Genomic DNA, 25,698 nt, shown 5'->3' with positions numbered 1-25,698 from the left:
TGCTACCTATCAGGTCGTGGAGTGGACCGCGGCGGTGGCGCGAGGGGTTGTCATGCATCGCGAAGACCCGTTACGACTGCTTAGGACTCTCCGACCCGACCCGATCCGGCTGGTATTTGCGCCTCCTCCTCCGATGGGATGAGACGCTGACACTTCGGCACGATCTTCGGCAATGCGGCCCGCAGGATTCGAACCTGCAACCAAGGGATTCAAGGCCCCTCGCGTTTCCACGAGGCTTGGACTATCTCACCCTCCTCTTTGGCCTTTGGGAAAAGGTCAGGAGGAGGCCGGGCGCTCGTCGGCGGGGGTTATTGTTGGGACTCACCCCGCTAGTCTCTGAACCGTCTTGGCCACCTGTTGCCCGACCAAGCTAGGCTGCGGATTGCCATGCCCTCGGTGCGAAACCGGTTTCGACACCCAGGGTTTAGGTTTCCCGCAATTCACCCGGATCGCGTTCGAGGGTTACCCCCCGGCGCCACCATTTTTTTCCGCACAAAATGATGAGTCCCCTGCTCTGCCGTTGAGCTAGGGCCGCTTACTCGCACTATCATCGCCCCAGTCGTGCTGCGATACAACCCACTACTCACCGAAACCGTTCCTGAACCACAATGCCGATACGCAAGAACGGGTGAGCCGCGGAGTTGCGGCCCACCCGTCCAAGTTCTCTTATGCGATAATCCGAGCGTTCGGTGGCGCGTTGGCTTCGCTTACTTCGAGGCGACGGCCAGTTCGGGCTCGTCGCTGGCCGTGCCGGAAACCGTGGTCATCTCGGGATCACTTCCGGCGGCGTCCTCGACAAGGCGGTCGGGACTGGCCGCGGTGGTCTTCGGGATCTTGGGCATCTTGATGGCGTAAGCAAGACCGAGGAAGGAGAGGAGGCGGATGGTCATGTAGGTCATGTCGACCTCCCACCACCGGAGGCCGTGTCGGGCCGAGGTCTGGAAGGCGTGGTGGTTGTTGTGCCACCCTTCACCGTAAGTCACCACGGCGACCCACCAGAGGTTGGTCGACTTGTCACGTGTTTCGTGCGACCGGTAGCCCCAGATATGAGTGGCCGAGTTGACCAGCCAGGTCGAATGGAGCACGAAGACCGAGCGAACGAACCCGCCCCAGACGAGCCAAGGCATGCCGCCGATCGCGTAGAGGCCGACGCCCAACAGGATCGGGAACAGGATGAAATATTTGTCGAGCCAACGAAGGACCGGATCTTTACAGAGATCGGGGGCCCACCGCTGGTAGTACTCGGGCGTGTGGATCGAGGTGATGTCGGGCGTCATCCACCAGAACATATGCGCCCAGCCGAACCCTCGGTTCGGGCTATGAACATCATCTTCTTCGTCGGAATGGGCGTGATGGCGGCGATGGTCGGAAACCCAACCGATCGGCCCCCCCTCCGAGGCACAGCAACCGATCGCCGTCAGGACGTACTCCAGCGCCTTCGGCCGGGTCGCAAAACTGCGATGCGTCAGCAGGCGATGGTAGGTCATCGTGATGCCGAGCCCGCCCGTCACCCAATGCAGGAAGAAGCAGAGAGCGACGGCCTGCCAGGTGAAGTAAGCCGGGACGAACGCGAGCAGGGCACCCACATGAAGCGCCCCGATCCAGATCAGGGGGGCCCAGGCAATCTTCTGCGGAGCGGGATCGGAAAGCGTCGTGGACATGCTGAACCTTCGATTTGTGGATAGTCCGGGCGGATACTCGTTCGACGGGGTGGGCCGATCATGCTCATCGGCTGCCATTGAAGCGGTCGGTGCCACGATCCAGGCTCACGTACTGTCTTCCGCGTTCCGGCACCAGAGCCCACCCGGAGGTTCGGTCGTGTCTTATAGGACGGCGAGAGCCTCGACAATCGCCAGTCACTCGGAAAAAATGAGTCTGGCTCTCGCCTCGGGCGTGTGCGATCTGTTCGGAGGGAAACCCTATCAAGTCGCGGCAAGAGTTTACTATGATTGCCCTCGCGGAACAAAGACAAATTCGGGGAAAATCAACCGATCCGGCAATTTGCCCGTTCTGGGGCCAGGGCCTCCGCAATCGATGATTATCGGGGAATTTCATGAAAGGTCTCTACTGCGACGGCTCCTCAATCCGGCTCCGTGACGATCTCCCCACGCCAATTCCCGGCCCGGGTGAAGTCCGCCTCCGCGTCCGGAGCGTGGGGCTCTGCGACACCGATATCCAACTCGCCAAAGGCTATCTGGGGTTCCGTGGCGTGCTCGGCCACGAGTTCGTCGGCCTGACCGACGCCGGCCGCCGCGTCACCGCGGAAATCAATAACGCTTGCCACAATTGCCCTGTTTGCCTAGACGGCCGGCCCGGTCACTGTCCGCACCGGACGGTTCTGGGGATCGTGGGCCACGACGGGGCGATGGCGGAACAGGTCGTCGTGCCCTTGGTCAACCTGCATGAAATTCCCGACGCGATCAGCGATCGCGAGGCCGTGTTTATCGAACCACTCGCCGCGGCCTTCCGGATCACCGAGCAACTGGAACTCCATCCCGACCTGAAGATGGCGATCCTCGGCGACGGCAAGCTCGGGATGCTCTGCGCCTGGGTCGCACGGACAACCGGAGCTCAGGTGAGCTTGATTGGCAAGCACCCCGCGAAGCTGGCTTTGGCGGGAGAGGGCATCGCCACCCACCGGCTTGAAGAAGCCTCAGCGCTCGCGAAGCAGTTTGACGTCGTCGTCGACTGCACCGGGTCGCACTCGGGATTTCCCACAGCGCTGGGGCTGGTCCGGTCTTGCGGTACGGTCGTCTTGAAAACGACCGTCGCGGGAACGTACACCCTCGATCTGGCCGGGATCGTCATCAACGAGGTCCGCGTGATCGGCTCGCGGTGCGGCCCCTTCCCTAAGGCGATCGCCGCCCTGGTCAATCGCCAGGTCGACGTCCGCCCCCTGATCGGCGCGGAGTTTCCCCTGGATGAGGCCGAGGCCGCCTTCCGGGCCGCCTCTGAAAAAGGGGCCCGGAAGATCCTGATCCATGTCGACCCAGCCTCGGATTGAACGGCGCTCCCCGAGCGGTCCAAGGTTTCGAGGAAGGAGCCCCGAACGGCCCAAGCCCGTGATCGAAGCAAATCCGGGCACAATTACACCTAAATATCAATATCTTTCGCCGTATAGGCTTCCGCCATGATGAACTTGAATCGAGCCTCGGGTTCTTTGCCCATGAGGTCGCTCACGGTCCGTTCGGTGTAGGTGCGGTCGTCGTCGGGGACGGTTACGCGGAGCAGGCGGCGGCGGGCCGGGTCGAGGGTCGTCTCGTAGAGGAGTGCCGAGGGCATCTCGCCCAGACCTTTGAAGCGTGTGATGTTGGGCTTGGCATTCTTGGGCAACTTGGCCAAAGCGCGGTCGCGTGTCGCGTCATCGGCGGCCCAGTAGGTTTCCTTGCCCCAGGAAATTTTGTAGAGCGGCGGGCAGGCAAGGAAGACGTGCCCATCGTTCAAGAGACTGGGAAGATGACGGTAGAAGAAGGTCAGGAGGAGCGTGGCGATGTGGTGGCCGTCGCTATCGGCGTCGGTCAGGAGAATGACCTTACCGTAGCGAAGTCGAGCTGGGTCGTACTGATCGTCCATCCCGCAGCCGAGGGCGCTGACAATATCGGTCAGCTCTTTGTTGTCGAGGACCTTCGCCTTACCCGCCTGCTCGGCGTTGAGCACCTTGCCCTTGAGAGGGAGGATCGCCTGGATGTCGCGGTCACGACCTTGCTTGGCCGAGCCACCGGCCGAGTCGCCTTCGACGATGAACAGTTCCGACTCGTCGGGGTTGGTACTGTCGCAGTCGTGCAGCTTGCCCGGGAGGTTGAGTCGATTGCTGATCGCCGTTTTTCGGCGGACCTGCGAGGCCGCCGCGCGGCTGGCTTCGCGGGCCTTGGCCGACTGGATCACCCGCGCGGCGATCGCGTCGCCGACGCTCCGGTTCTTGATCAGGAAGGTTTCGAGCCGAGGCCGTACCATCGACTCGACCAGGGAACGGACCTCGGCATTGTTCAGCCGCCCCTTGGTCTGCCCTTGAAACTGCGGCTCATGAACACAAATGGAGAGGACTGCGGTCAAGCCTTCGAGGATATCCTCATTCTTGATCTCGACCCCCTTCTTGATCAGGTCGTGATCGGTCATGTACCGCCGGACCGCCGAACGGACCGCTTCGCGCAAGCCCAGCTCGTGCGTGCCGCCGTCGACGGTCGGGATCGTGTTGACGAACGACCGGACCGACTCCTCGGTGGACTCGGTCCACGCCAGGGCCACGTGGCACCGGAAATTTTCGGCGTCGTCTTCCCGCTCGAGCACGAACGGCAGGGGGGAGACCCGCACGTCCGCCCGCGCCTGGTTGACGGCATCAAGGAAGTCGGCGACACCTCCATCGTGGCGAAACTCGTGACTCTCTTTCTTCTTCTGATCGACGAACTGAATCACCAAGCCCTTATTCAAGTAGGTCTTGATGTCCAGTCGTTCGGCGATCAGCTTCGAGTCGTAGACCTGGTCGAGAAAGATCTCGGGGTCGGGTGTAAACGTGATGGTGGTCCCGGTCCCCCGCGCGGGTTCCCCCGGCTCGACCGGGCCGAGCGGTTTGCCGCGGCGGTAGCTCTGGGAATAAACCACGCCGTCGCGGCGAACCTGGGCGATCAGGCTCTTGCTCAAGGCGTTGACCACGCTGGCGCCGACACCGTGGAGACCGCCCGCGACCTTGTAGGCATCGTTGTCGAATTTGCCACCAGCGTGGAGCGTGGTGAGGATCACCTCGAGCGCGCTCTGGCCGGTTTTGGGATGGATATCGACGGGGATACCGCGGCCGTTATCGAAGACCGAGACCGTCTTGCCATCGGTTTCGAGCGTGACCACGATCCGCGTGGCGTGCCCGTTCATCACCTCGTCGACCGAGTTGTCGACGACTTCCCAGAGCAGGTGGTGGAGACCGGTGGAATCAATCCCACCAATATACATACCCGGACGCCGTCGGACGGCCTCCAGGCCTTCCAAAACGGTGATCGAATCGGCGTTATATGTTCCCGAGGCCATCGGATAGCGTCCTCGCTCAAGCAGACGTAAGGGTCGCGCGGGTATCGATCAAGGGAGAAGGGTGGTTCGCCCTACTCGCCCACTTGTTCGGGCGGTGGGATCGGCGTCGCTTCATCGTGGATGATCGCGTCGAGCGTCCCCCGTTGCAGGACGCCATAGCCCCGGCCGCCCCGACTGGTGACGGGATACTTGGTGGCCCGGATAATCTGGGTGGCCCCACGGTTGGTTTGCACGGTCAGGCCTTCACGCACCTTGTTGGCCAGCGCGAACCCGAGGACGCGGTCATCGGAGTCGAGCTTGATGGCGATGACCCCCTTGGCCGTGCTCCCGACCACATTGGCCTCGGTCACCGGGAAGATCAGGACCCGCGCTGATCGGGTCGCCAGACAGATGTTCTCCGTCCCATCGGTCGCCTCGACGCCCACGACCAGATCGTCCGGAACCGAGGAGTCGAGGCGAACGAGCGAACGCCCCTTGCGATTCGAGACGGTCGCCAAGGGCGCGAGCGCAAACCGCAAGACCTTGCCGCCGGCCGTCAGGGCGATCCCGTAAGGGGGAGGAGGGAGCGCCGGGTTCGTGCCTTCGCCGGTAGTCCCGTTGACTCCGTCCAAGGTTCCCTGGACCAGGGAGACGGGCGACTGCGGAGTATCACCCGGTTCGGGCAGGCAGCGCGGGTCGTGGCAGAGGACGCACACGATATGCTCATTGTCCTCAAACGCGAACTGCTTCTGGATCGGGTCGCCGTGCCCGGTCGTCATCGGGATGTCGTTGACTCTGAGCGTGTACGCCATCCCCCGATCGGTGAACATCGTCAGCGTCTGCCGCGCCCGGGAACGGTAGATCCAGCCGACGCGGTCGTCTTCGCGGACCCGGATGCTGGCGACGTCGGTGAACGACTTCTGCCGCTTCGCCCAGCCGTCGCGGGTAACGATCACCCACGCATCCTCGTCGACGATATAATCCTCCGCGCGATACTCGATCGCCTCGGGAGGCCCGTCGACCTTGGTCCGCCGATCGTCGCCGTAGGCGCGGCCGATCTCTTTCAACTCGGTCCGAATGATCTTCCAACGTGCCGACTCATCGTCCAGGAGCGCCTGAATCTCCGCGGCCCGCTTTTGTCGCTGGGCGAGCTCTTCGAGGATGTCGTTAATCTCAAGCTTACCCAGCCGGTAGAGCTTCGTTTCGAGCACCGCGTCGGCCTGGAGCTCGGAGAGGTCGAACCGGGCGATCAACTTGGGAGCGGCGTCGGCCTTGCCGTCGCTGTCGCGGATGATCCTGATCGCTTCATCAAGGTTGTTGAAGACGATCGCGAATCCTTCGAGGATGTGGATTCGCTGGAGCAGGTTCGTCAGTTCGTACTGCAACCGCCGGGTGACGATATCGAGCCGGAACTCGAGGAAGTGCTGGAGGATACTCCGCAAATCGAGCCGGTCGGGGACCGCAATCTCGGCCCCGGCCGCGGGCAGCAGGCAGGTCAGGTTGACGTTGAAGTTGGTTTGCAGGGGTGTGTTCTTGAACAAGTAGGCGAGCGCCGCGTCGGCGTTCGAACCAGGCCGGAGCTCCAACGCGATCCGAACGTCGTCGGTGCTCAAATCCTTGATGTTCGTGAGTTGGGGAACCAGGCCCTTGCCGATCAACTCGCCGATCCGCTGCACGAGCGGATCCTTCTCGATCCCGTAAGGAATCGAGGTGATCAGCACGGTGTTCGCCTTCTCCGGGTCAAGCTCATAGGTGCCGCGAAGCTTGATTGTCCCCTGACCGGTCGCATACACGTGGCGGATTTCGTCAGGGGTGTTCAGGATCACGCCGCCCGTCGGGAAGTCAGGGGCGGTGATGTACTGGGTGAGCTTCTCCAAGGGGAGATCGCGGTCCTTGAGCAGCGCATCGAGCGCGGCGCAGACCTCCCGCAAGTTGTGCGGCGGAATATTCGTGGCCATCCCGACCGCAATTCCCGACGCTCCGTTGACCAGGAGATTGGGAAACTGGGCGGGGAGGACGATAGGCTCGTCGGTCGTCGACGCATAATTGGGGCGGAAGTCGACCGTCTGCTGCCGCAGTTCGCTCAAGAGCTCTTGCGCGATCGGCGTCAGCCGGCTTTCGGTATAACGAAAGGCCGCCGGAGGATCGCCGTCGATCGACCCGAAGTTTCCGTAACCTTCCACCAACGGATACCGAAGGCTGAATGGTTGAGCCATCCGCACCAAGGCATCATAGATGGATGCGTCACCGTGCGGGTGATAACTCTTCATCACCTCGCCGACGACCGCCGCGCATTTCATGAAGCGGCTGTCCGAGCTCAGGTGCAAATCATGCCACATCGCATACAGAATGCGGCGTTGGACTGGTTTCAGACCGTCACGGACGTCCGGCAAGGCGCGTGACGTAATAACGCTCAGCGCATAGTTGAGGTATCGCGATCGGGTCGCCTCAGCCAACGAGACATCCTCGATGACCGATTTCGGCCGCGCGTTCTCAAGCCCTAGCCCGTTGATCGATCGGCGCTTGCGTTTCGCCATCGCTCCGTTTTTCGCCTCGAAGACCGTGAATCCGTTCGCCCCAGAGCAAACCCCATTCGTCTCTCTACAACAATACCAGTTTTCCCTCCGACCCCGCAATCGCCTACTGTACAAATCTACCGCATTGACATCAAGCGCAACCGACCAACCTGCGAGTAACAGGACAGGAGGCAACCACGAATGGGTGTCGACGCCAGGGAATTGGCGGGTGGGCACAGCCCACCGGCTCTTGGGATGGATCCCAGGCCAATTCCAAATCGGTGGGCCGTGCTCACCCAACCTGAGTCTTCAGGCAGGGGATTTGTCGGGCATTGCTCAGTCGGAATCAACGGGCATAGGCTGCGTCCAAGTTCCGCTTCAGGGTCTCGATGCTCTGGCGGGCCGTTTCCACGGCACCTGGTGAGTAATCGAAGACCTCGACCGAGGCCCAACGATCGTAGCCAGAATCGACGAGCGCCTTCATGATCGGGCCGAAGTCGACGTCTCCCATACCGGGTCCGCGGAGGTTCACGTCCTGGGTGTGAAAGTGTCCGGCGTTGGCGGCGTGCTTGGTCAGCAGTTCGGGAACGGTGGCGGTCGTCTCACCGCTCTGGGCTTTCACGTCCATGTGGAGCTTGAAGTTCGGGTGGCCCACCCGCTCGATCATGACGTTCGCCTGGTCGCACGTGTTAAGAAAGTCGGTCTCACTCGGCGCCAGCGGCTCCACGCAAAGGTCGACCCCGAAGTCGCCGATCTTCGGCATCGATCGGCTCAGCACATCGACGGCGAAGTCGAACGCCTGATCGTAGGAGACCCCCGGCAGCAAATCGCGTTGTTTGGGTGAGCCGAGGACCATCAGGGTGCCGCCGAGGTCGCGAGTCGCCTCGGCCAGTTCCACGAGATAGTCGGCCGTTTGATTCCGGACCGCAACGTCGGGAGTCGTCAGGTAAAAGCCCTCGGTCTTGGCCAAGAGCCAGTGGAGACCGATCGTGCTCAGGCCCGCGTCCTCGATGATCGTACGGAGTTCGCGGCGACGCGCCGCCGAGACGTCGGTGATTCGCGGTGCCAGGGTGAACGGCGCAATTTCGAGGCCTTCGTAGCCGAGCGCCTTGACCGTCCGGCAAACCTCGGCGAAGTCCCACCCCTCGAAGAGTTCGTTGCAAATTCCCAGGCGGATCATGATAGAGGTCGCCTTTAAATTGACGTGAAATGGGCGAGAACCGCTCGAGCCACCCGCCCGAGACGGCCCTGGACTCGTTTTCAGAGGGCCAGATTGAGACAGGTCATGATCGCGACGAACACGATGCCCGCGTCGACGAGAACGAACCCGACCGCGGCCAGCCAGACCACGAGCCGCGCCGGCCAGGGGCCGAAGCTCAGCACGAATCCCGCAAGCGAAATGCCACCCAACGCGATGCAGACCGCCTCGAAGCGCGTGTGACAGATCCACCCTAAGCGGTAGATCAGGCCCGGCCAACCGGACAAAGTTTCGGCCTGGGCCCAGCCACCGGGCAGAAGCGTCGACCAGACCATGGGGACGAAACGCACGAGCAGTTGATAACCCAGGATCAGGGCCAGGGTCAAGTAGATCGCCGCCATCGGAAATCGCGAGCGCGGCCGCCTGGCCTTCCGATCGAGCTGGTTCAGGAGCCGATCAAGCTTCCGGAGCGTCTCTTGTTCCTGGTTCATGATTGGGCCAGAAGCGCGGCCCGCAAGGTATTGCGCAAGAGCATGGCGACCGTCATCGGCCCGACGCCTCCGGGAACCGGGGTAATCAGCGAAGCCACCTCGGACGCGCCCGGGTAGTGGACGTCGCCGCAGAGCGAGCCGTCGCTCCGCCGGTTCATTCCCACGTCGATGACGACCGCTCCCGGCTTGATCCAGTCGGCCCGGACCGCTTCGGGTTGGCCGATCGCGGCGATCAGGATATCGGCCCGGCGCGTCTCGGCGGCGGCGTCGCGCGTCGCGGTATGGCAGATCGTCACCGTCGAGTCGCCGCCGATCCCTTTTTGAACGAGCAGGAGCGCCATCGGCTTGCCGACGATCTGGGAGCGGCCCAGGATCACGGCGTGAGCGCCTCGGGTCTCGACCCCGTGGTGAACCAGCATCTCCTGAATCCCGAGCGGAGTGCAGGGGACAAACCGGGGCATCCCAATCGTCAAGAGCCCGACATTGACCGGGTGAAACCCATCGACATCTTTCAGCGGATCGATCCGTTCGATCACCGCACGCTCGTTAATCTGGGAGGGGAGCGGCAGTTGAACGAGGATCCCGTGAACGGCGGGGTCGGCGTTGAGGCGGTCGATGGTCGCGAGCAGGGTGGCTTCGGACGTGTCGGCGGCAAGGCGGTCGATGGTCCCGTGCATGCCGGCGGCTTCGCACGCGCTCTGCTTGTTGCGGACGTAGACCTGGCTTGCGGAATTCTCGCCGACGAGCACAACCGTCAGGCCGGGAACCAGACCGTGCTCGGCCTTGAGCCGCGCCACCTCGACCGCCACGTCCTTCCTCACTTTTTGCGCGAGGGCCTTACCATCCAGGATTCGAGCGGGCACGGGCGAACTCCTCCGAAGCATGGGTTGTCCGAGTCGCTATCATAGCTCTTAGGGTCGAGTGCGGGAAACCCACCTACCTGCACCCCGGTCCGATCAACGTCCCCCCGTGGGTCGAAAAATCCGAGTCAAGCCGAATTTGGGGCCTTCCCATCGACACTCGGCGCGTCCCCTTGCGCTGACGCTTTGGGGTGCGTCTTCCTCCCTAGTAAGGATCGTGATGGACGACGCCCCTTCGCTTGCGGTTCCCGGCTCCTCGATTGCACGCCAGGTGATCTGGCTGGCCGCGCCGGTGCTCGTTGAACAGTCGCTGCTCTACCTGGTCGGTCTGTCCGATACCCTGCTGACGGGTCGCTACCTCTCGCAGGAGCATCTGGCCGCGGTGACGGTGTCGAGTTACCTCTTCTGGTTTCTCGGCAACATCCTGACGATCGTTTCGGTCGGGGGAACCGCGTTGGTGGCCCGGATGATCGGTCAGGGCCAGCGCACCGCGGCCGCGCGAATCTGCCAGCAGTCGATCACGATCGCCCTGGTCGTCGGCACCGCGACCTTTGCGATCGGCTGGATGACCGCGCCGGCGATTGTGCGGGCCTTGAACCTCAGGGGCGCCGCGGCGATCCATGCGACTCTCTTCTTGAAGATCGTCCTGACGATCACTCCGCTCCTGGCCTGCACCACGGTCGGGATTGCCTGTCTCCGAGGGGCAGGGGACACCAGGACCGGGATGTGGGTCATGATTCTGGTTAACCTGATTAATGTGGCGCTGAGTTGGTCGCTACTCCAGGGCATCGGCCCGTTCCCGACACTCGGCTTCGCCGGAATTGCGCTCGGGACAGCGATCGGCGAGGGGGTAGGGGGGTTGGTCGTGCTCGGCCTGCTGATTCGCGGGCGGTCGGGCATGACTCTCGACTGGCGCGGGATGATCCCGGTCTGGCACGAGACCCGGAGGATCCTCAGGATCAGCGTGCCGGCCGCGGGCGAGAGCATGACCAACGTCCTGTCCCAGCTCTGGTTCCTCAGCCTGATCAACCTGCTGGGCGCGACCGCCACCGCGGCGCACGGTGTGGCGATCCGTTGCGAGGCGATCGCCTTTCTGACCATCACGGCCTTCGCGGTCGCCGCGAGTACGCTCACGGGCCAATACCTGGGCGCGGGACGTCCCGACCTCGCAAGTCAGGCCGCCCGAACCTCCTGGTGGCTGGGAGTCGTCGTCCTCTCCGGCTTGGGGGTGCTCATCTACGGGCTGGCCGGGCCGATGTTCTTCGTATTCACCGGGGGCCGCCAACCCGAAGTCGCGGCCCTGGGCGTGCCGGTGTTGCGGGTGGTGGCCTTCGCCATGCCCGCCCTGGCGACCATCAACGTATTGAACGGCGCACTCCGAGGAGCCGGGGATACCCGCTGGCCCTGGGTGATCGTCGTGCTCGGCTACTTGGTCGTACGGATCCCGCTGACCTACTTGCTGACCACCCCCGAAGCTTCGGGCGGGCTCGGATGGGGACTCTACGGCGCCTGGATTGCCATGCTTGCCGACCTCTGCCTTCGCGCGGCTCTGGTCGCCGCGCGGTTTCTCCACGGTGGCTGGAGGCTGGCGCGAGTCTAAACCGGACAAAATCCGTGTGGTCTGATGGTCGGGCCACTGCTTCTTCTTGAACCGAGCCGCGCACGCAGCGCAGCGGAGTCAGCGTTCCGGTTGCGCTCGGCACCTCGGAACGTCAATCGGGAACCGCTGACTCCGCTGCGCTGCGTGCGCGGCTCGGTTCCAGCGAGGATCATCGCCGAGTTCAACCTCGACCGATTTTCTCAAACAATGCCTAGAAGGCCGCCAGCGAGGCGCGTTGGTCGCGATCGATACTGAAGAGCCGATCGAGGTTCGAGGTCCGGAAGACCTGCTGGAGCACGGGGGAAAGCTCGCAGAGCCGGAGCTTGCCCCGCGAGGAATCGACCCGACGCTGAAACAGGATCAGCTTGCTCAGCAGCGAGCTCGAGATCAAGGCCACGTCGGAGAAGTCAAGCACCAAACGAATGGGAGTGCCGTCATTCGGAAGAATGGCTGCAATCTGGTCCGCAACGTCGCGAACAGTCCGCTCGTCGAAGAGTTGCCGGTCGAGGAGTCGGACGACTTTCACGCTATCGATTTCATTCACATCGATTCGAGGCGTGGACGCCATCGGGAAAAGCCTCTCAAGGAACAAACAACCAGCCCGCTCATCGCTAGCGAAGGCCAAGGCGGCGCGGATCCGAGCCGCAAGCTTAAGACAGCTTCCTTCGTCGGCTTGCGCTGATCAAGCCATCTCCACCGCTTTTACGCGGTGGGGCCGCGGCGGGCACCGTAGGTGAACTGGGGAAGGCGGCGGGAGCCGACGACGACTCCTGACCATTGGCCGCGGCCAACGCCGAGGCGCGATCGGCCGAGAACGTGAACAAGGGGTCGAGCTTGCTGACGCGAAACACCTCGAACACGGTCGGATCGACGTTGCAGAAAATGAGTCGACCCCCGCGTTGCTTGGCCAGACGGTGCATGGCCATGAAGTTGCCGAGCGCCGCCGACCCCGCGTAACCGACGCCCAGGAGGTCGATGACCGCCACGGGCCTCCCCTTCGAGGCCAGGTGCGCTTCGTAGAGCGTACGCAAGTCTTGAACGGGGGCTGGATCGAGTCGAAGACAATCCCAGAACTCGGCGACTAGGATCCCATCGACATTGTGAACTTCCACGGCGGGCTTGAGCATAGCAGAATATCCGCGGCGGTTTGCGTTCAGAGACGTGGGGGAGTGCACGGAGAATGGCCGTTGCGAAGAGAAGAGACGAGCATTGCTGACAAGACCGGTGGTCGCAATCCGTCCTACGGCCCCAAGGACGACGGCAACGCGGAACCCGACTCGATCAATGCCTTATAACCATCGTAACAGCTAGTACTCTCCCCCACCAGCCTGACAACGGCAATCGGGGAATTCGGAATGGGTCGGACGTGCTGGTGGTATCGGGCAACCCCGGAGAAAAACACGAGCTCGAAGTGACGAGGAGCAGCGATGGGGATATGATAGCTTTCGAGCGAGCGCGGGGGTGGCGGCAGGGTCCCGAGGGATTCCGCCATGCCCCGCCAGCGGCCTGGCTGGTTAGGATTGGCTCGTAACGGAGATGCGGAGAGGCCGCTTAGTGATCTGGCCTATAAGAAGGGAATTGGCCCCATGCGTCGCGTTCCAATCCTCATGGCGGCCTGGGCTCTGTTTGCCGCCCATTCCGTGGTTGCGCAGAGCTGGGTCGACACGGTTTTTCCAGAACGAGCCTTCGACTTCGGAAACGTCGCGCGAGGCTCCAAAATCCACCACACCTTCCGTCTGATCAATCGGACGGGTTATGAAATTCACATTGCCGACTGGCGTACCAAGTGCGGCTGCACCGAGGTCAAAGTCGGCGCCCGCGTGATCCCGACAGGAACCCAGACCTCCATCGAAGCGGTGATCGATACCACCAAGTTCGTCGGTCACAAGGCCTCGGGCCTGACCTTGATCATCGATCAGCCCAACTTCGTTGAGGTCGACCTGAACCTGAGCTGCTTCATCCGGGGCGACATCACGTTGATGCCCGGCCAGGTGGATTTCGGGACCGTGCAGCGCTCGGCCACACCGAAGATCAACCTGCAACTGAACTACGCGGGCGGGATGCCCAACTGGCAAGTGACCAAGATGAAGACGCAGAGCAACCACATCAAGGCGGAGCTCAAGCCCGCGGGGAGCACGATCGACGGCCAGCAACAGTTTACCTTGATCGCCACTCTGCACCCCACCGTGCCCAACGGTTACTTCAAGGACGAAATCACCTTGGAAACCAATGACCCGAGCGGAGCGACCATTCCCGTCTCGGTCACGGCGAACGTGCAGACGGCTGTTGTCGTTTCTCCCTCGATCATCAACCTGGGACGCGTCAAGCCTGGCTCAACCGTCACCAAGAAAGTCCTCGTCCGATCCGCTCAGCCGTTCAACCTCACCACCCTCAAGGGGAACAAGGAAGAGCTGTCCGGAAAGGCGGACCCCGAGGGAGCGCGACCGCTCCATACCGTGGATATCACCTTCAAGGCTCCCGACCAAGCCGGTCCCTACAACGCCGTCTTCGAGATCGCAACCGACTTGAAGGACGAACCCCCGGCCACACTCCGAACGTTCGCCACCATCGCTCCCTGAGAGAAGTGTTTCCCACGCGGCTGGTGAGGCCGTTGCGAATCCCTTTGTTTTTCACAGCGATCGAATCGACCAACCAACGATGGTGACGGGTCCAAAGCGACCCCAGCCATCGTGCCTCCTTTGATGGACGCGGCGAGCGGGAACGATCCTCGTTTTCCCTCGCCGACCGTCAACTCCTCCCGCCTCCTCTGGTCTCACCGCCCCCTCGATCCTGATGAAACGCCCGCTCCAACAGATTCTCGAAGGCGCGTGAGGGGGCCGAATCCCTCCCTACCGGAATCGTTGGCCCCACAATGATGCCAAGACCGGGAAAAATGGGTTCGGCGAAACTTCGCGTTCCCGCCTCGGAACGGCAAAAAAAAAGACGGGCTTGATTCTCTGCCCTTCCGTCAGCGAAGCGGTTTGTTCGATGGCATTCGAAATGCAAGACGGAGTCCCCGCGCCACGCGCAAGAACTCCGCCAAGGGATGGAAGGGTCGGGCTCGGGACGCGCTGAACCATGGCTCCCCCAAGGAGCAGGTCAGCGACCCCGCAGCCGGATCAACGGCGGGCGCAGCTGCCGCCGGCACAGTTCGAAGCCCCGGCGGGGCCATAGAACGAAGGATAAAACGCGGCCTGGGGGGCGGCCTGAGGAGCGGCGACGGGCGCCTGAGGAGCGGCATAGGTCGGGTAGGCAGCCGGGGCAGCCGTCCCGCAGGCGGTCCCAGGCTGGCAAGCGGAGAACTGCGGCTGCGGCTGGGCACACTGCTGCCGCGGGGCGCAGGCCGAGAAGCCCAACGTCGGGCGACCGCAACGACTCGTCCCGCACTGCTGGCGTCCGCCGCCAAAGAGTCCACTGGTCGCGGTGAGAGCCGTCAAAAGAATAAGCTGATGCATCGAGTTGAACCCTTTCAGAAGGTGCGAAATCAATCGGTGAATGCGGAGTGGCTCCGCATCGGGGGCCTCGAATTCCGCCGTTGGAACCCAAAGGCCACAGGTGTGATGGTTTGGCCGTCCGGAACAGGCCGAAACCTGATCCCGCGACGGCGCGACCCTCGTCCATCCCAGACGCAGGTTGCCGCTCGGCGACACCTAACCCCCTCATCCTTCCGGGTTTAGGCCACTGCCACCAAGTCGGCCAGATTGTAGGGAGCGTGCGAGCACGCGCCAACAACAAATTCGGAGGTTTAGAGAAATTTTTCCGATTCCGATGTTTCGTCGGAATACACAAAATAGATCATCAAATCGACCGAATGAGGCGCGTGACGGAGCTCATCTCCCGCGCTTTGAACTCGATCGCGGGGTCACGAGAAATGGCCGAACCAACACGGGCCATTCCCGAATCCCCGATGAATCTATCCCATGACTCGCGTTTCATCGGACGTCGTCATAGGTCAACGTCCCGCGTGACCGGTGCCCGTCGAGCCGCTCCGAAACCGGCCCAAACTGCATCCCGCGTCTGAATCCCAATTTTGAAGTTACGGATCATATCTTTCGAGACTGCGGGATTCAATCCCAAATCGATCGCCAAATATCCCGAATGTTGGAAAATCACACCGTTCCTTGGGAGGGCTGGCGACCCATGTCGATCAACACTTCGCGTCACGTACATACTTGACAAGGGAGCAAGGAGTGACTTAAGCTGCCTCCACTTGAGGATCGGTCGATCTCAAGGTTGGGTTGCGGGGCGGTCGGCAGGCCTCCCACGGATTGATTGAGGTGGGTACGAAGTGAAGGGAGTTCACGATCAGGACACCAAGAGCCACGATGGCCATGACTGACTCACGACCGCGGGACGGCCTCGACGTGACGCGGAACCGGCTTGCGCTGGCGGTGGCCGATGTGAATTGGTTCTCCACCGAGAACCTGTTCCGCGAGGTCGAGCGCGAGGGCGTCACCACCCTGCTCCTCAATTGCCGGGACTATCGCAACGCCTGGAAGCACGGGCTTCGTCCCTGGAGCTGGAACACCCCGCTGGTGGAGAGCCGACCCAACCTTTGGGAGCATGAACTGGTGCTCCCCACCGGTTGGATGAAGAGGTTCCCCACCTTGGGAATGAGGCCGATCCGTCGAACGATTCAACACTGGCACCAACGGCATGCCCCGGACGCGCGCCTGGCGCTGGTGATGAGTTACCCCTACTACCTCCACCTCAGCGCCAGCCTGCGTCCCGATTTCCAGATCTATTACAACATCGACGACTACAGCCTGTACTGGCCTGCTTATGCGGACCAGATCAAGATGTTAGAGCGGAAGGCCGCGCTCGAGTCCGACCTCACGATCTGCGTCTCCCGGGTCCGCGCCGAGGAGTTGAGAGCCGCCGTGCCCGAGGCCGCGGCCAAGATCCGGCACCTCCCGCATGGCGCGCCAACGACGTCGCTGACGGAGCACCCCTGGGAGCTCCCGGCGCCGCCCCCCGCCGACATCGCCTCACTCCCGCGCCCGCTCCTGGGCTTTGTGGGGTCGGTCGAAGACCGGCTCGATTGGAAACTTTTGATCCGTCTGAGCGAAGCCTTGCCCGAGGCGTCGATCGTCTTGGTCGGCCAAACCAACGTTCAAAAGTCGGACTCCTGGCACGCCGACTATCAGCAATGCCTGGCACGTCCCAACGTCCACGCCGTGGGGTGGCGACCCCAGAATGAAATCAACCTTTACAACCGCGCGTTCGACGTCTGCATGATCCCGTACCTGACCGACCACCCATTCAACATCGCCTGCTGTCCCACCAAAATCCTCGACTACATGGTGACCGGCCGGCCGATCGTCTCCACCGCCTTGCCCGAATGCCAACTCTATCCCCATCTCCTCGAAGTCGCGGCCGACTCCGACGCGTTCATCGCGGCGGTGCGCGCGATCCTCGAGGCCCACTCCAATGATGGCCGAGCCGCGTTGCGATACGACTGGGCTCGCACAAACACATGCCGTCACGTTGTCGACCGCCTGATCGATTTGATCCCCGTCTGAGCTCCGCCACAAATTGACCGTCATCCCATCGCCTTGACGCGAGCAAACTGCTAAGGTTAATGGCTTTGAGTGTACGCAAGGTCCTTGCGGCCTTCGTCAGTCCGTCCCCCATGATGAGACTCGCGAGAACTTCCAACGATGAATCAGGCCATTCGCACCAAACTCTCGATCATGATGTTCCTCGAGTATGTGATCTGGGGAGCGTGGCTCCCCTTGCTCGGCCTGTACCTTAGCAAGTACCTCAAGTTCGAAGGGGTGCAGATTGCCTGGATCTTCAATGCCTTCGCGATCGCATCGTTGACCGGCATGTTCTTCGGCAGTCAGCTCGCGGATCGCTACTTCGCGCAGGAACGGTTTCTCTCGTTCAGCCATCTGGTGGGCGGGCTGTCCATGCTGGGACTCGCCTACACCAAACAGTTCTGGCCCTTCTTTGGGCTGATGCTGCTCCACTGCTTCTTCTACGTACCGACGCTCTCGGTGACCAACGCGATCGCATTTGCGAATTTGAAGGACGCCCAAAAAGACTTCGGACCGATTCGCGTCTGGGGCACGATTGGCTGGATCGCGGCCAGCTGGCCGTTCATTTTCATTCCGATTGATTGGGCCAAGGTGCCGAGCATGGCCGCAGCCGGCGGGTTCGTTTCCTGGCTGGGCAAGGCACTCTCCACGCCCAAGACCGGTCACGCGATGGAGCTGGCACTCACGAGCACGTTTTTCGTCTCGGCGATTGCCTCCCTCGTGCTGGCCGCCTTCTGCCTGACGCTGCCTCATACACCGCCGTCCAAGGACGGGGAATCGAAGTTCGCCCCGCTCGAGGCGCTCAAGCTCCTGGCCGTCCCGAGCATCCTGGTTCTCTTCGTCGTGACCCTCCTCGACTCGTTCATCCACTACTGCTACTTCTTCTGGACCAGCCCGTTCTTCTCGGCGATCGGGCTCCCCGAGAACTGGATCGCCCCGGCGATGAGTATCGGGCAGATCGCCGAAATTTCCACGATGGCCTACCTCGGCTTCTTCCTCAAGAAGCTCGGCTGGCGGACCACGATGATCCTCGGAATTCTCGGCCACGTCGTCCGGTTCAGCATCTACGCGATCGGAACCCGGGATACGCTCTGGCTGGTCATCCTCAGCAACGTGGTCCATGGATTCGCGTACGCCTTCTTCTTCGCCACGGTCTACATCTACGTGGATGAGAACTTCCCGAAGGATATCCGAACCAGTGCCCAAAGCATGTTCAACCTCTTGATCCTCGGCGTCGGGCCATTCTTCGGCAACTTCCTCTGGGGCTGGCTGGGCGACCAGGTCACCACCGTCAACGCCACGGGGGAGAAGGTCGTGAACTTCAGCCAGCTCTTCGCAGTGCCGGCCGCCCTGGGGATCATTTCCGCGATTCTGCTCGCGATTTTCTTCCATCCCAAGTCGAACAAGGATGTCGCGCCGTTCGACTCGCTCACTGAGCCAGTTCCCGCCACCTGAGCTTCGACGAGAGGCTTAAGATCTCTCTCAAGCGGCTCACTTGAACCGGGAACAAGGAAATTCTGGGTGCCACGGGTTCCGTACACGGAACCCGTGTGTCTCAGGCCACGGCGTGGAGAGAGACGCTCCATCCGCTGCGCCGGTTGAAATCGCTTCTTAGTACGAATCACCCGAGATCGTCTCACTCCCCGCGATCGTGCCCAGCCCCTTCCAGACGACGGGATCGACTGCGTACTTGACGAATCGGACCGACCCGTCGCCAAGGAGTAGGCCAACCACTCCGTCGTGGCGACTACTAGCGGTCATGGCGGCGCCGTTCCAGGTCGCTCCATTCACGCAAGTCTTGCGGCCGGGGGGCAAGAGGTGGTTGTACCGCGTCCAGGACATGTTGCCTTCCAGCCAGGTCAGGCCCAACGTCGCCGACGTCGGGGTGCTCGGAAGAGCGGCAGCCTCGGCGTCGGTCAGCTCGTCGCACCAGGTGCGAAAGGTAGCCTCCGTCCACGGGGCAGCGAGCCGGAATTGATCGGAGGCGAAGTCCACACGTTCGAAATCGTCGTGGCCGCGGAGCCGCTCGGACGCCGCGGCCGTATTCGAGAGGCCATCGCTCACGTCGGCGGGCCGGATCTGAGTCGCCTGGCCAAATAGGCCATCACCCGTGCGCCCCGACCACGAACTGCCGTTGCACGACCGGTAATTCACCTGCCCCCAGGGCCGGGAGGTCATCCGGTTGAAGTCCGACGGGCAGATAAAAACGTCGACCCAAACTTGCGCGGCGGTCTCATTGGGCCCTTGGCCCGTGATCACGATCGGATTGCCCGTCGCATCGGGAAAGAATGGAGCGATGTTGAAGTTAATCTGGTTAAAAACCTACGTTCCGCACATCTCTGGTTCATTATCTCCGAATTTCCGGCGGCCTGCAATTTCAGCGATCGTAGGCCGTCGCCATGCCAAGCAGGTTCAGAATCTGGCGTTGCAACTTGGAGAGCTCGGTCGTGAATTCCACTGGCGCTTGCCCCTCCACGATCAGCTGATGACGCTGCACCTCCTCGAACAAATCAATCACCCGACGTGCCGTCGGGCGATGGCACGCTCGACCTTCCGGGTACAGAGGCACACTCTTCACACCATCGCGTTTCATCGCCGCACGCAGTTCCCGCTCCAGCAGCGCCTCGGTCAACAGGGCCAAGAAATAGACGCAAAGCAGCGACTGGATCCGCCCCACGTTCTGCAGGTACACGGGAGCCACTTCGAAGTCTGTCTTGAGTTGCGAAAACCGCTTCTCGATTACCGGCTGACGCTTGTATGCTAATAGCAATTCTTCCTCAGTAAGCAATAACTCGTTGGTGATTAGGGGAAAGACACCGTCGACGCACATTTCCGCCGCGAGAGCAACATGGTCGATGCGGTAAGTCAATGCGATGCGAACGGTCTCCTCTTTCACGTAGCGCGTCTTGTCGTTGGGACGGCCACGCCCCTCCTGACGGTAAGTTTCCTCCCGTTTTTCCACGACTTCGACTGTGATCCACCGGGCCAAGTCCCGCGGCTCCAGGATGGCCGCGACCGCCTCCTTGACCTTTCCGAGTTGGCGATAGCGGCTACGCGGCGAGCTGAGTTTTAACCGCAGTTCCGACAACGCCAGCAACGCACGCTCCACTTGCTGATGACGTGATGATGCGTCGACTTCCGCTTTCCGTGTGCTGTGACACCAGATCAGACGGTAGCCCTCGGCACTGAGGGTCGCCTGGTCGGCCACGCTGTAGCGTTCCAGGAGAACTCCCTTCTCATCCCGCTTCTCATGGATCGGCTTCCAGGTCACCTGGTCCTGGTACAACAACGCGCGGAATTCGCCATCTTCGGAGCGGGTACGAGGCAGGATGCTCAGGAATCGGCCGCCGTGCTGGTGCAGGTAAGCCATGTTCTCGGCGGTGGCGAGCTTGCAGTCGGCCACATAGAGAAAGTCCCGTCGCCCGGTCAACTGGCACAGCAGGTCCCAGGTGGCACGATGAGTGCGGTCGTCGGTGGTATTCCCGCTTTCGACGCGGAAGTGAACCGGTACGCCGCCATCGCGAGTGACGGTCAGGACGTAGAGCAGTTGTTTGAGGTCAGGGCGATGATCCTTGTTGTGCCCCCAGGTAATGGCCTGGGTCTTCTGGCCCCGCATCAGGTCCTCTTGGGCCGCCTCGCGATAGTCGCCGTGGAAGGTGATTGTGGTCGAGTCGTTATGGAGTTCGTCCAATGCGACGTTGAACTCCGCCACGGCATGGGTGGCGACGGCCAGGGTGAACGAGGGGACATTGGCGTCGAAGAGTCGGTCGAGACAACGTCCGACGCGGTCGTCGTTCCAGTGGGGCAGTTGGGCCGGGGTCAGAGCGAACCACTCGGCGGGGTGGCGACTCGCCCATTGGCCGACGCCATACATGGGTTCACGGGAGACGAGAAGGTTCTTGAGCAAGAGAAGGAGGCCGGTGGAGGTGGCGATCTTTTGGCGGGCATCCTCGGGGGGAAGGTATTGGCGGAGGAAGTCATCCAGTCGAAGTCGGCGGATGATCCGATCGAGGATGGGAAGGGCGCCGAGCCGGAAGGACTTGAGGGACTGACCGCCGGTGTGGGCCGCCTCGCCGGGACTGAGATCGGGAGCGGGATTCGACTGGCGCGGTCGTTTTTGTTCTGGCATGGACCATGGCCTCGAGAGGGATCAAATCGTCCTCGACATGCCCGCGATTGGCGACAGGCGTCGGGTTGTGATTCCCGTCGGCATGATTGTCCGAGAGTCGAGCGGGTCAAGGTGGAAAATTTTGTTGACTTGCAGAAATAATTACGCCTTGACGTAAGTCTAGGCCCGCAAGACTTACGTCAAAAGCGAATCCTCAAGTTTGACTCCGAAAGGAGGCAGGGAACGGTTGGGACATTGCCTTGCATGGGAAACAAGCGAAGAATCGATGGGGAACGATCACGATGGGTTGGCGGGACGAGGAGGCGTGATGTGAGCAAGTCAGTGGCGGAGATCATGGAAGGAGCGGGTCGCGGGAGCCAATACATCAGCGTATGCCAGAAATAGCAGGAGGTGAAAATTCCGAGAAATTGCAGGCGAGATGTGCGGAACGTATGTAAAAAGCGTCGACTTCTCGAGATAGGGAAGCAGTTGCGAGTGGAGTGAGAACCGCCGATTGCCCGTCGAGGCAAACGTCGGGAGGGACTTGTCGGCATCCGCACCGACGCCGAACGGGTAGACCCCGCAGCGACTCTGGTAGTTGGCCAGCCCGATTCCCAACTGCTTCAAATTGTTCTGGCATTGGATCCGCCGCGCCGCCTCGCGTGCCCTTTGAACGGCCGGAATCAACAGCGCGACAAGTACACCGATCACCGCGACGACAACGAGGAGTTCGAACAGCGTGAACGCCTTTTGTCTCATGATCATGGCGCCGGCCTTTCCTGAACGGGAGGTTGATTCGGGATCGCAAACCGGTGAACGTACAAGTGCCGGTGTAAAGACTGGTAATAGTGGAACTCGTGTTGCCGTAACGGTACGGCCCCAGCCAGCACCGGCTGCTCCCCGGGAAGCGGATCGGTACCGATGACCCAGACGCCACGCCCCAGCGCCTGACGCAACTGTTCGGGTGAGATCAGGTCGGTGGGCCGGATGAGGTGCCTGCCCCAGAACAACGGCCCCGAATCCAGCAGCCGGACGGTTGCCCGATCACCAACGTAATACTTGGCGGGAACGTACTGGTGATGGTTGAATGTAACGATCATTTCACCGTCGCAACGCTCGGCCAGGATCGTCGCAACCGCCTGCCGTACGCCTCCCCCATTCGGGATATCGAGGTAATTCCAGAAGACGGCATTCGCCCCGAGCAGGACCGCAAACAGCAGAGTGACGAGAACAGCCCGCAGAGCCAATGACCGTCTCGTGAGCTTCCAGATCGCCAGGGCGACGGCGGTCAGCACAAAGAGGTGAGCGAACCGGAAGTAGCGCGCCACCCAGATCGGCTGGATTGTCGAAACAGCCGCGGCCAGAAGTAACGGGATGACGGCCGAGGCCAGCACCAGGTAGTCGCCGCGCCGCCCGCGAACCGCAACGACGAGCCAGGAGATCACGACGACCGCGCAAACGATTTGGCCTCCATGGAGGAAGTCGAAGCCGTGCGTCGGAACCAGGAACTCGCTAAAGGTCCCCCAGAAGGTCCGCCAGCGTAACTCGGGGATCCAGTATTCTTGCTGGACTCGACCGGTCTGCCCACGCAGGAGGACGAAGCCGGGCAGATAGACCAACCCGACTGTCGCGGCTACTGCGGCCCCATTTGCGGCGAGCGCCCGCGCCTCGGACAGCGCGCCCAGACTGATCAGCCAGACCAAGTACAAGGCAAGAAAGAGGGCTTGCGCGACGACCGAGAACAGGCCGTAGTGGTGTGCGTAGAGCAGGCTAACGACGCTTACCCCGTAGGCCCACCAGAGCCAGCGCGGACCTTGCTGGCGCAGGAGAAGCAGGAGGAGCCAACTGCTGACGGCGGTCAGGGCGGTGCCAAGCGCGTACATCCGGGCCTCGATGGCCCCGAACACCTGGAATGGGGCGACCGCGACCAAGCCAGCCACCACCAACCCGAACTGCCGGGCCCCTGATTCCCGGTCGTCGCCCGAGGCCGAAACCCGATAGAGCTCGCGGGCGAACCGATCGATCCCAAGCACCGTGACCAGGCCGAACGTGATCGAAAACCCGCGAAGCGCCGCAACAGACTCTCCCCAGACCGCCATCCAGGCTTTCAAAAGGACATAATAGAGCGGCATATGAACGTTCATGCGAACGCTCTGCCACAGTTCCGAGAGCGGGAACTTCGCCGTCTGCCAGGACGACGCCTCGTCGTACCAGAGGCTGCGTTCCGTCAAGTAAGGGAGCCGCAGCGCCAGGGCAACCGCCAACACCGCGAGCAGCCCCACCCCCCCACCGGTCCACACCGGTCGCGGTCTCGTCATCCGACCTCCTGCGCTTGCCGCGCCCGCCTGGCCGCCCACCGAACGCCCGCGGCGAGGGCCGCGAGAACGACCACGGCGACTCCCACGACCCACCAGGGCGACCGTTTGGGAGGCACGGGGCTTCCGGTCCAGCCCGGCAGCGTCTCGGCACGAATGGTTAGATCCTTCAAGAGGAGCTCGAGAGTGCGATCGGAGAGTTGTGAATCTGGGCGACGAACCGGACTCGATCGAAATCCTTGGTGGTGAACTCCGTTTTTTGGATTTCGCGAAAGCGATCACTCTCCCCTTCAGCCACCAGGTAGTGCACCTGCGAGCCGACACGGAGGATCCGAAATTTGCCCCGCTTCGCCAGCATCGTGTTCTTGTGATTGTCACGATAAGGCTTGTGTTCCACCTTCTCCGCCGCGGCGGCGCCAACGACGGGCACGGTCCCATCCTTGGGTACCCAGCGATACATGGAGACAAAATTACTCCATCCGTCCACGGTGCGGAGATAGAGCTCGGGTCCAGAACCGGCGCCGACCGTGGGCTTGTCGGCGGTCAAAACCTCGAATGTCGTCGTGATCTCGCAGTCGCCATGAATCCCAAATTTGGTAAAAATGCCGATCCCACGACTCTCTAACTTCGTCGGGATCGCAATCCGGAGCCCGCGGGGATCGGCTTTCACCCGCAATCCGCCCGTGGCGGTGGGCTCGACCGCGAGCCAGCGGTGGTCGTAGCGGTCGTTCCGGAAATCGAAATGATACTCCTGCTTGAGCCGGGCGGGATCGAGCAGGGCCGAGACCGCCGCGGGGGGGACCGACCGGAGGCCGACCGGGGACGATCGCAACGCCCACCAGGTCCCCGCCGACGAGACCAGTGCCACGAGTGCCACCAGCAGCGGGACCGTCAACCAGCGGCGCGCCAGCCGCCACTCCTCAACCCGGCGGGAACGGCGCCGGGTGCGGCCGACCCAGGGGTGGGTGACCATCGGCAGAGAAGGATCCTGGACCCGGGCGAGATGTCGGCCAAGCAGGTCGGCGACCTCGTCGGCCGACGGGAATCGGTCGGCCGGATCCTTGGCGTGGAGCCGCTCGACGACCTCGACCAGCCACAACGGGATGTCAGGGTTCAATTCCTGAATCGGGGCAGGGCGGCCGTCGCAGACCCGGCGGATCACCTCGAGCGTCGAGTCGCCCCGGAACGCCGCGCGGCCGGTGGCCATGGCATAGAGGACGCTGCCCAGGCTGAAGAGATCGGCGCGGCGGTCGAGTCGGTCGCCACGTCCCTGTTCGGGGGCCATGTAGGTCGGAGTCCCGGCCAAGGCGCCATGCTGCGTGAGCCGGGTGTCATCGACCGCCCGAGCGAGCCCGAAGTCGGTAATCTTGACCCGGGCCAGCTCGTTTTCGAGCATGATGTTGCCAGGCTTGATGTCGCGATGGATCAGCCCTTGCGCATGCGCCGCGGCCAGACCTGACGCGACCTGTGCACCGATCCGGAGCAGTTCTTTGAGTTCCAGTGGGCCCGATTCCGCAATCCGCTGCTGGAGCGAGGCGCCGGTCACGTACTCCATGACCAGATAGGGCCGGCTCTGCCATTCGCCGACGGCATGGATCGTGATGACGTGCGGGTGGCTGACCGCCGCCGCGGCGCGGGCCTCGCGGGTAAACCGCCGCCGCGCGCCGGCGTCGGAAGACCATTGGGGAGCAAGCACCTTGATGGCGACGTACCGGTTCAAACCCGCGTCGAACCCCTTGAACACGACCCCCATCCCTCCTTGTCCCAGCCACTCAATGACCTCGTACTCGCCAAGCCGGCCCAGGTTGTCGGGATGGTCGGGGGGCGCGAGCCAGTCGAACGACCACTCCTCATCGGTCGTCCGCGCGATCTCACGGAGCGGGGCGGCGATCGCTTCGATCGCGTCACGGTCGGCAAAGAAGTCGGACAGCTCGTCGAAGAACTCAGGGTAGCGGACGAGCCAACGCCGGCGATCGCCCGCCTCGACGCCCTCGGATTCGGCCTCGTCGAGGATGCTGGCAATGACCTGATCCAGCCGTTCGTCTCGGTCGTATTCACGATCGTCGCCCATGAGA

The 25,698-nt window shown here is 62.4% G+C and carries 20 protein-coding genes and 1 tRNA gene; 5 read left to right on the top strand and 16 right to left on the bottom strand.

Annotated features, from left to right (window positions below; genetic code table 11):
- Window positions 1–176 precede the first annotated feature (176 nt).
- Both BUS42_RS43895 and BUS42_RS29890 read right to left on the bottom strand, forming a co-directional pair.
- Window positions 177–237: transfer RNA gene (locus BUS42_RS43895), tRNA-Gln, on the bottom strand.
- A 470-nt stretch (window positions 238–707) separates the two neighbouring features.
- The gene (locus tag BUS42_RS29890) at window positions 708–1,661 is read right to left on the bottom strand and encodes an acyl-CoA desaturase (RefSeq protein ID WP_074313145.1); all 954 of its coding nucleotides are present in this window, start codon (window positions 1,659–1,661) and stop codon (window positions 708–710) included.
- A gap of 392 nt (window positions 1,662–2,053) precedes the next feature.
- Between BUS42_RS29890 and BUS42_RS29885 the strand changes: the two genes are divergently transcribed.
- Window positions 2,054–3,004 carry an MDR/zinc-dependent alcohol dehydrogenase-like family protein gene (locus BUS42_RS29885; protein WP_074313143.1) on the top strand — a complete coding sequence of 317 codons (951 nt, stop codon included), beginning with the start codon at window positions 2,054–2,056 and terminating at the stop codon, window positions 3,002–3,004.
- Between the two features lie 89 nt (window positions 3,005–3,093).
- Here BUS42_RS29885 and BUS42_RS29880 read toward each other — a convergent pair whose 3' ends face one another.
- The 5 genes from BUS42_RS29880 to folD form a co-directional block, all read right to left on the bottom strand.
- Complete coding sequence (locus BUS42_RS29880) at window positions 3,094–5,016, bottom strand: DNA gyrase/topoisomerase IV subunit B (protein ID WP_074313141.1); 1,923 nt, start codon at window positions 5,014–5,016, stop codon at window positions 3,094–3,096.
- 71 nt (window positions 5,017–5,087) lie between these two features.
- The gene (locus tag BUS42_RS29875) at window positions 5,088–7,532 is read right to left on the bottom strand and encodes a DNA gyrase/topoisomerase IV subunit A (protein ID WP_074313139.1); all 2,445 of its coding nucleotides are present in this window, start codon (window positions 7,530–7,532) and stop codon (window positions 5,088–5,090) included.
- Window positions 7,533–7,857: 325 nt separating this feature from the next.
- Window positions 7,858–8,691, bottom strand: coding sequence for a sugar phosphate isomerase/epimerase family protein (locus BUS42_RS29870; RefSeq protein WP_074313137.1), 834 nt, complete (start codon window positions 8,689–8,691; stop codon window positions 7,858–7,860).
- A gap of 80 nt (window positions 8,692–8,771) precedes the next feature.
- Complete coding sequence (locus BUS42_RS29865; RefSeq protein WP_074313135.1) at window positions 8,772–9,200, bottom strand: hypothetical protein; 429 nt, start codon at window positions 9,198–9,200, stop codon at window positions 8,772–8,774.
- Entirely contained in the window at window positions 9,197–10,063 is an 867-nt protein-coding gene (folD, locus tag BUS42_RS29860; RefSeq protein ID WP_074313133.1) for a bifunctional methylenetetrahydrofolate dehydrogenase/methenyltetrahydrofolate cyclohydrolase FolD, read from the bottom strand. The genes BUS42_RS29865 and folD overlap by 4 nt, the downstream gene beginning before the upstream one ends.
- A gap of 217 nt (window positions 10,064–10,280) precedes the next feature.
- Here folD and BUS42_RS29855 point away from each other — a divergent pair, with 217 nt between their 5' ends.
- Complete coding sequence (locus BUS42_RS29855; RefSeq protein ID WP_074313131.1) at window positions 10,281–11,660, top strand: MATE family efflux transporter; 1,380 nt, start codon at window positions 10,281–10,283, stop codon at window positions 11,658–11,660.
- Between the two features lie 211 nt (window positions 11,661–11,871).
- On the opposite strand, the gene BUS42_RS29850 is transcribed toward BUS42_RS29855, so the two are convergent.
- Both BUS42_RS29850 and BUS42_RS29845 read right to left on the bottom strand, forming a co-directional pair.
- Window positions 11,872–12,228: an STAS domain-containing protein gene (locus tag BUS42_RS29850; protein ID WP_074313129.1), complete on the bottom strand. Its 357-nt coding sequence runs from the start codon at window positions 12,226–12,228 to the stop codon at window positions 11,872–11,874.
- 82 nt (window positions 12,229–12,310) lie between these two features.
- Entirely contained in the window at window positions 12,311–12,787 is a 477-nt protein-coding gene (locus BUS42_RS29845) for an STAS domain-containing protein (protein WP_074313127.1), read from the bottom strand.
- Window positions 12,788–13,246: 459 nt separating this feature from the next.
- On the opposite strand from BUS42_RS29845, the gene BUS42_RS29840 reads away from it, so the two are divergent.
- Window positions 13,247–14,239 carry a DUF1573 domain-containing protein gene (locus tag BUS42_RS29840; RefSeq protein ID WP_074313125.1) on the top strand — a complete coding sequence of 331 codons (993 nt, stop codon included), beginning with the start codon at window positions 13,247–13,249 and terminating at the stop codon, window positions 14,237–14,239.
- A gap of 540 nt (window positions 14,240–14,779) precedes the next feature.
- On the opposite strand, the gene BUS42_RS29835 is transcribed toward BUS42_RS29840, so the two are convergent.
- Complete coding sequence (locus BUS42_RS29835; protein WP_074315490.1) at window positions 14,780–15,115, bottom strand: hypothetical protein; 336 nt, start codon at window positions 15,113–15,115, stop codon at window positions 14,780–14,782.
- 876 nt (window positions 15,116–15,991) lie between these two features.
- On the opposite strand from BUS42_RS29835, the gene BUS42_RS29830 reads away from it, so the two are divergent.
- Entirely contained in the window at window positions 15,992–17,182 is a 1,191-nt protein-coding gene (locus tag BUS42_RS29830) for a glycosyltransferase (RefSeq protein WP_254053880.1), read from the top strand.
- A 138-nt stretch (window positions 17,183–17,320) separates the two neighbouring features.
- Entirely contained in the window at window positions 17,321–18,655 is a 1,335-nt protein-coding gene (locus tag BUS42_RS29825) for an MFS transporter (protein WP_074313121.1), read from the top strand.
- 156 nt (window positions 18,656–18,811) lie between these two features.
- On the opposite strand, the gene BUS42_RS29820 is transcribed toward BUS42_RS29825, so the two are convergent.
- The 6 genes from BUS42_RS29820 to BUS42_RS29800 all read right to left on the bottom strand — a co-directional run bounded on the left by BUS42_RS29820 (window position 18,812) and on the right by BUS42_RS29800 (window position 25,694).
- The gene (locus tag BUS42_RS29820; protein WP_074313119.1) at window positions 18,812–19,459 is read right to left on the bottom strand and encodes a DUF1559 family PulG-like putative transporter; all 648 of its coding nucleotides are present in this window, start codon (window positions 19,457–19,459) and stop codon (window positions 18,812–18,814) included.
- Window positions 19,460–19,577: 118 nt separating this feature from the next.
- On the bottom strand, window positions 19,578–21,329 hold the full coding sequence (locus BUS42_RS29815) for an IS1634 family transposase (RefSeq protein WP_083670021.1): 1,752 nt from the start codon (window positions 21,327–21,329) through the stop codon (window positions 19,578–19,580).
- 318 nt (window positions 21,330–21,647) lie between these two features.
- A complete protein-coding gene (locus BUS42_RS29810; RefSeq protein ID WP_074313117.1) occupies window positions 21,648–22,073 on the bottom strand; it encodes a DUF1559 family PulG-like putative transporter in 426 nt (141 codons plus the stop codon).
- The gene (locus BUS42_RS29805) at window positions 22,070–23,626 is read right to left on the bottom strand and encodes a glycosyltransferase family 39 protein (RefSeq protein WP_143206561.1); all 1,557 of its coding nucleotides are present in this window, start codon (window positions 23,624–23,626) and stop codon (window positions 22,070–22,072) included. The genes BUS42_RS29810 and BUS42_RS29805 overlap by 4 nt, the downstream gene beginning before the upstream one ends.
- Window positions 23,623–23,796, bottom strand: coding sequence for a hypothetical protein (locus tag BUS42_RS43890; protein ID WP_159452311.1), 174 nt, complete (start codon window positions 23,794–23,796; stop codon window positions 23,623–23,625). The genes BUS42_RS29805 and BUS42_RS43890 overlap by 4 nt, the downstream gene beginning before the upstream one ends.
- Complete coding sequence (locus tag BUS42_RS29800) at window positions 23,793–25,694, bottom strand: protein kinase domain-containing protein (protein WP_074313113.1); 1,902 nt, start codon at window positions 25,692–25,694, stop codon at window positions 23,793–23,795. The genes BUS42_RS43890 and BUS42_RS29800 overlap by 4 nt, the downstream gene beginning before the upstream one ends.
- Window positions 25,695–25,698 lie beyond the last annotated feature (4 nt).

The sequence above is a fragment of the Singulisphaera sp. GP187 genome (genome assembly GCF_900129635.1).
Taxonomy (GTDB): domain Bacteria; phylum Planctomycetota; class Planctomycetia; order Isosphaerales; family Isosphaeraceae; genus Singulisphaera.
The sequence above is the reverse complement of the archived record's forward strand: the minus strand, read 5'-3'. Positions and strand labels throughout refer to the sequence as shown.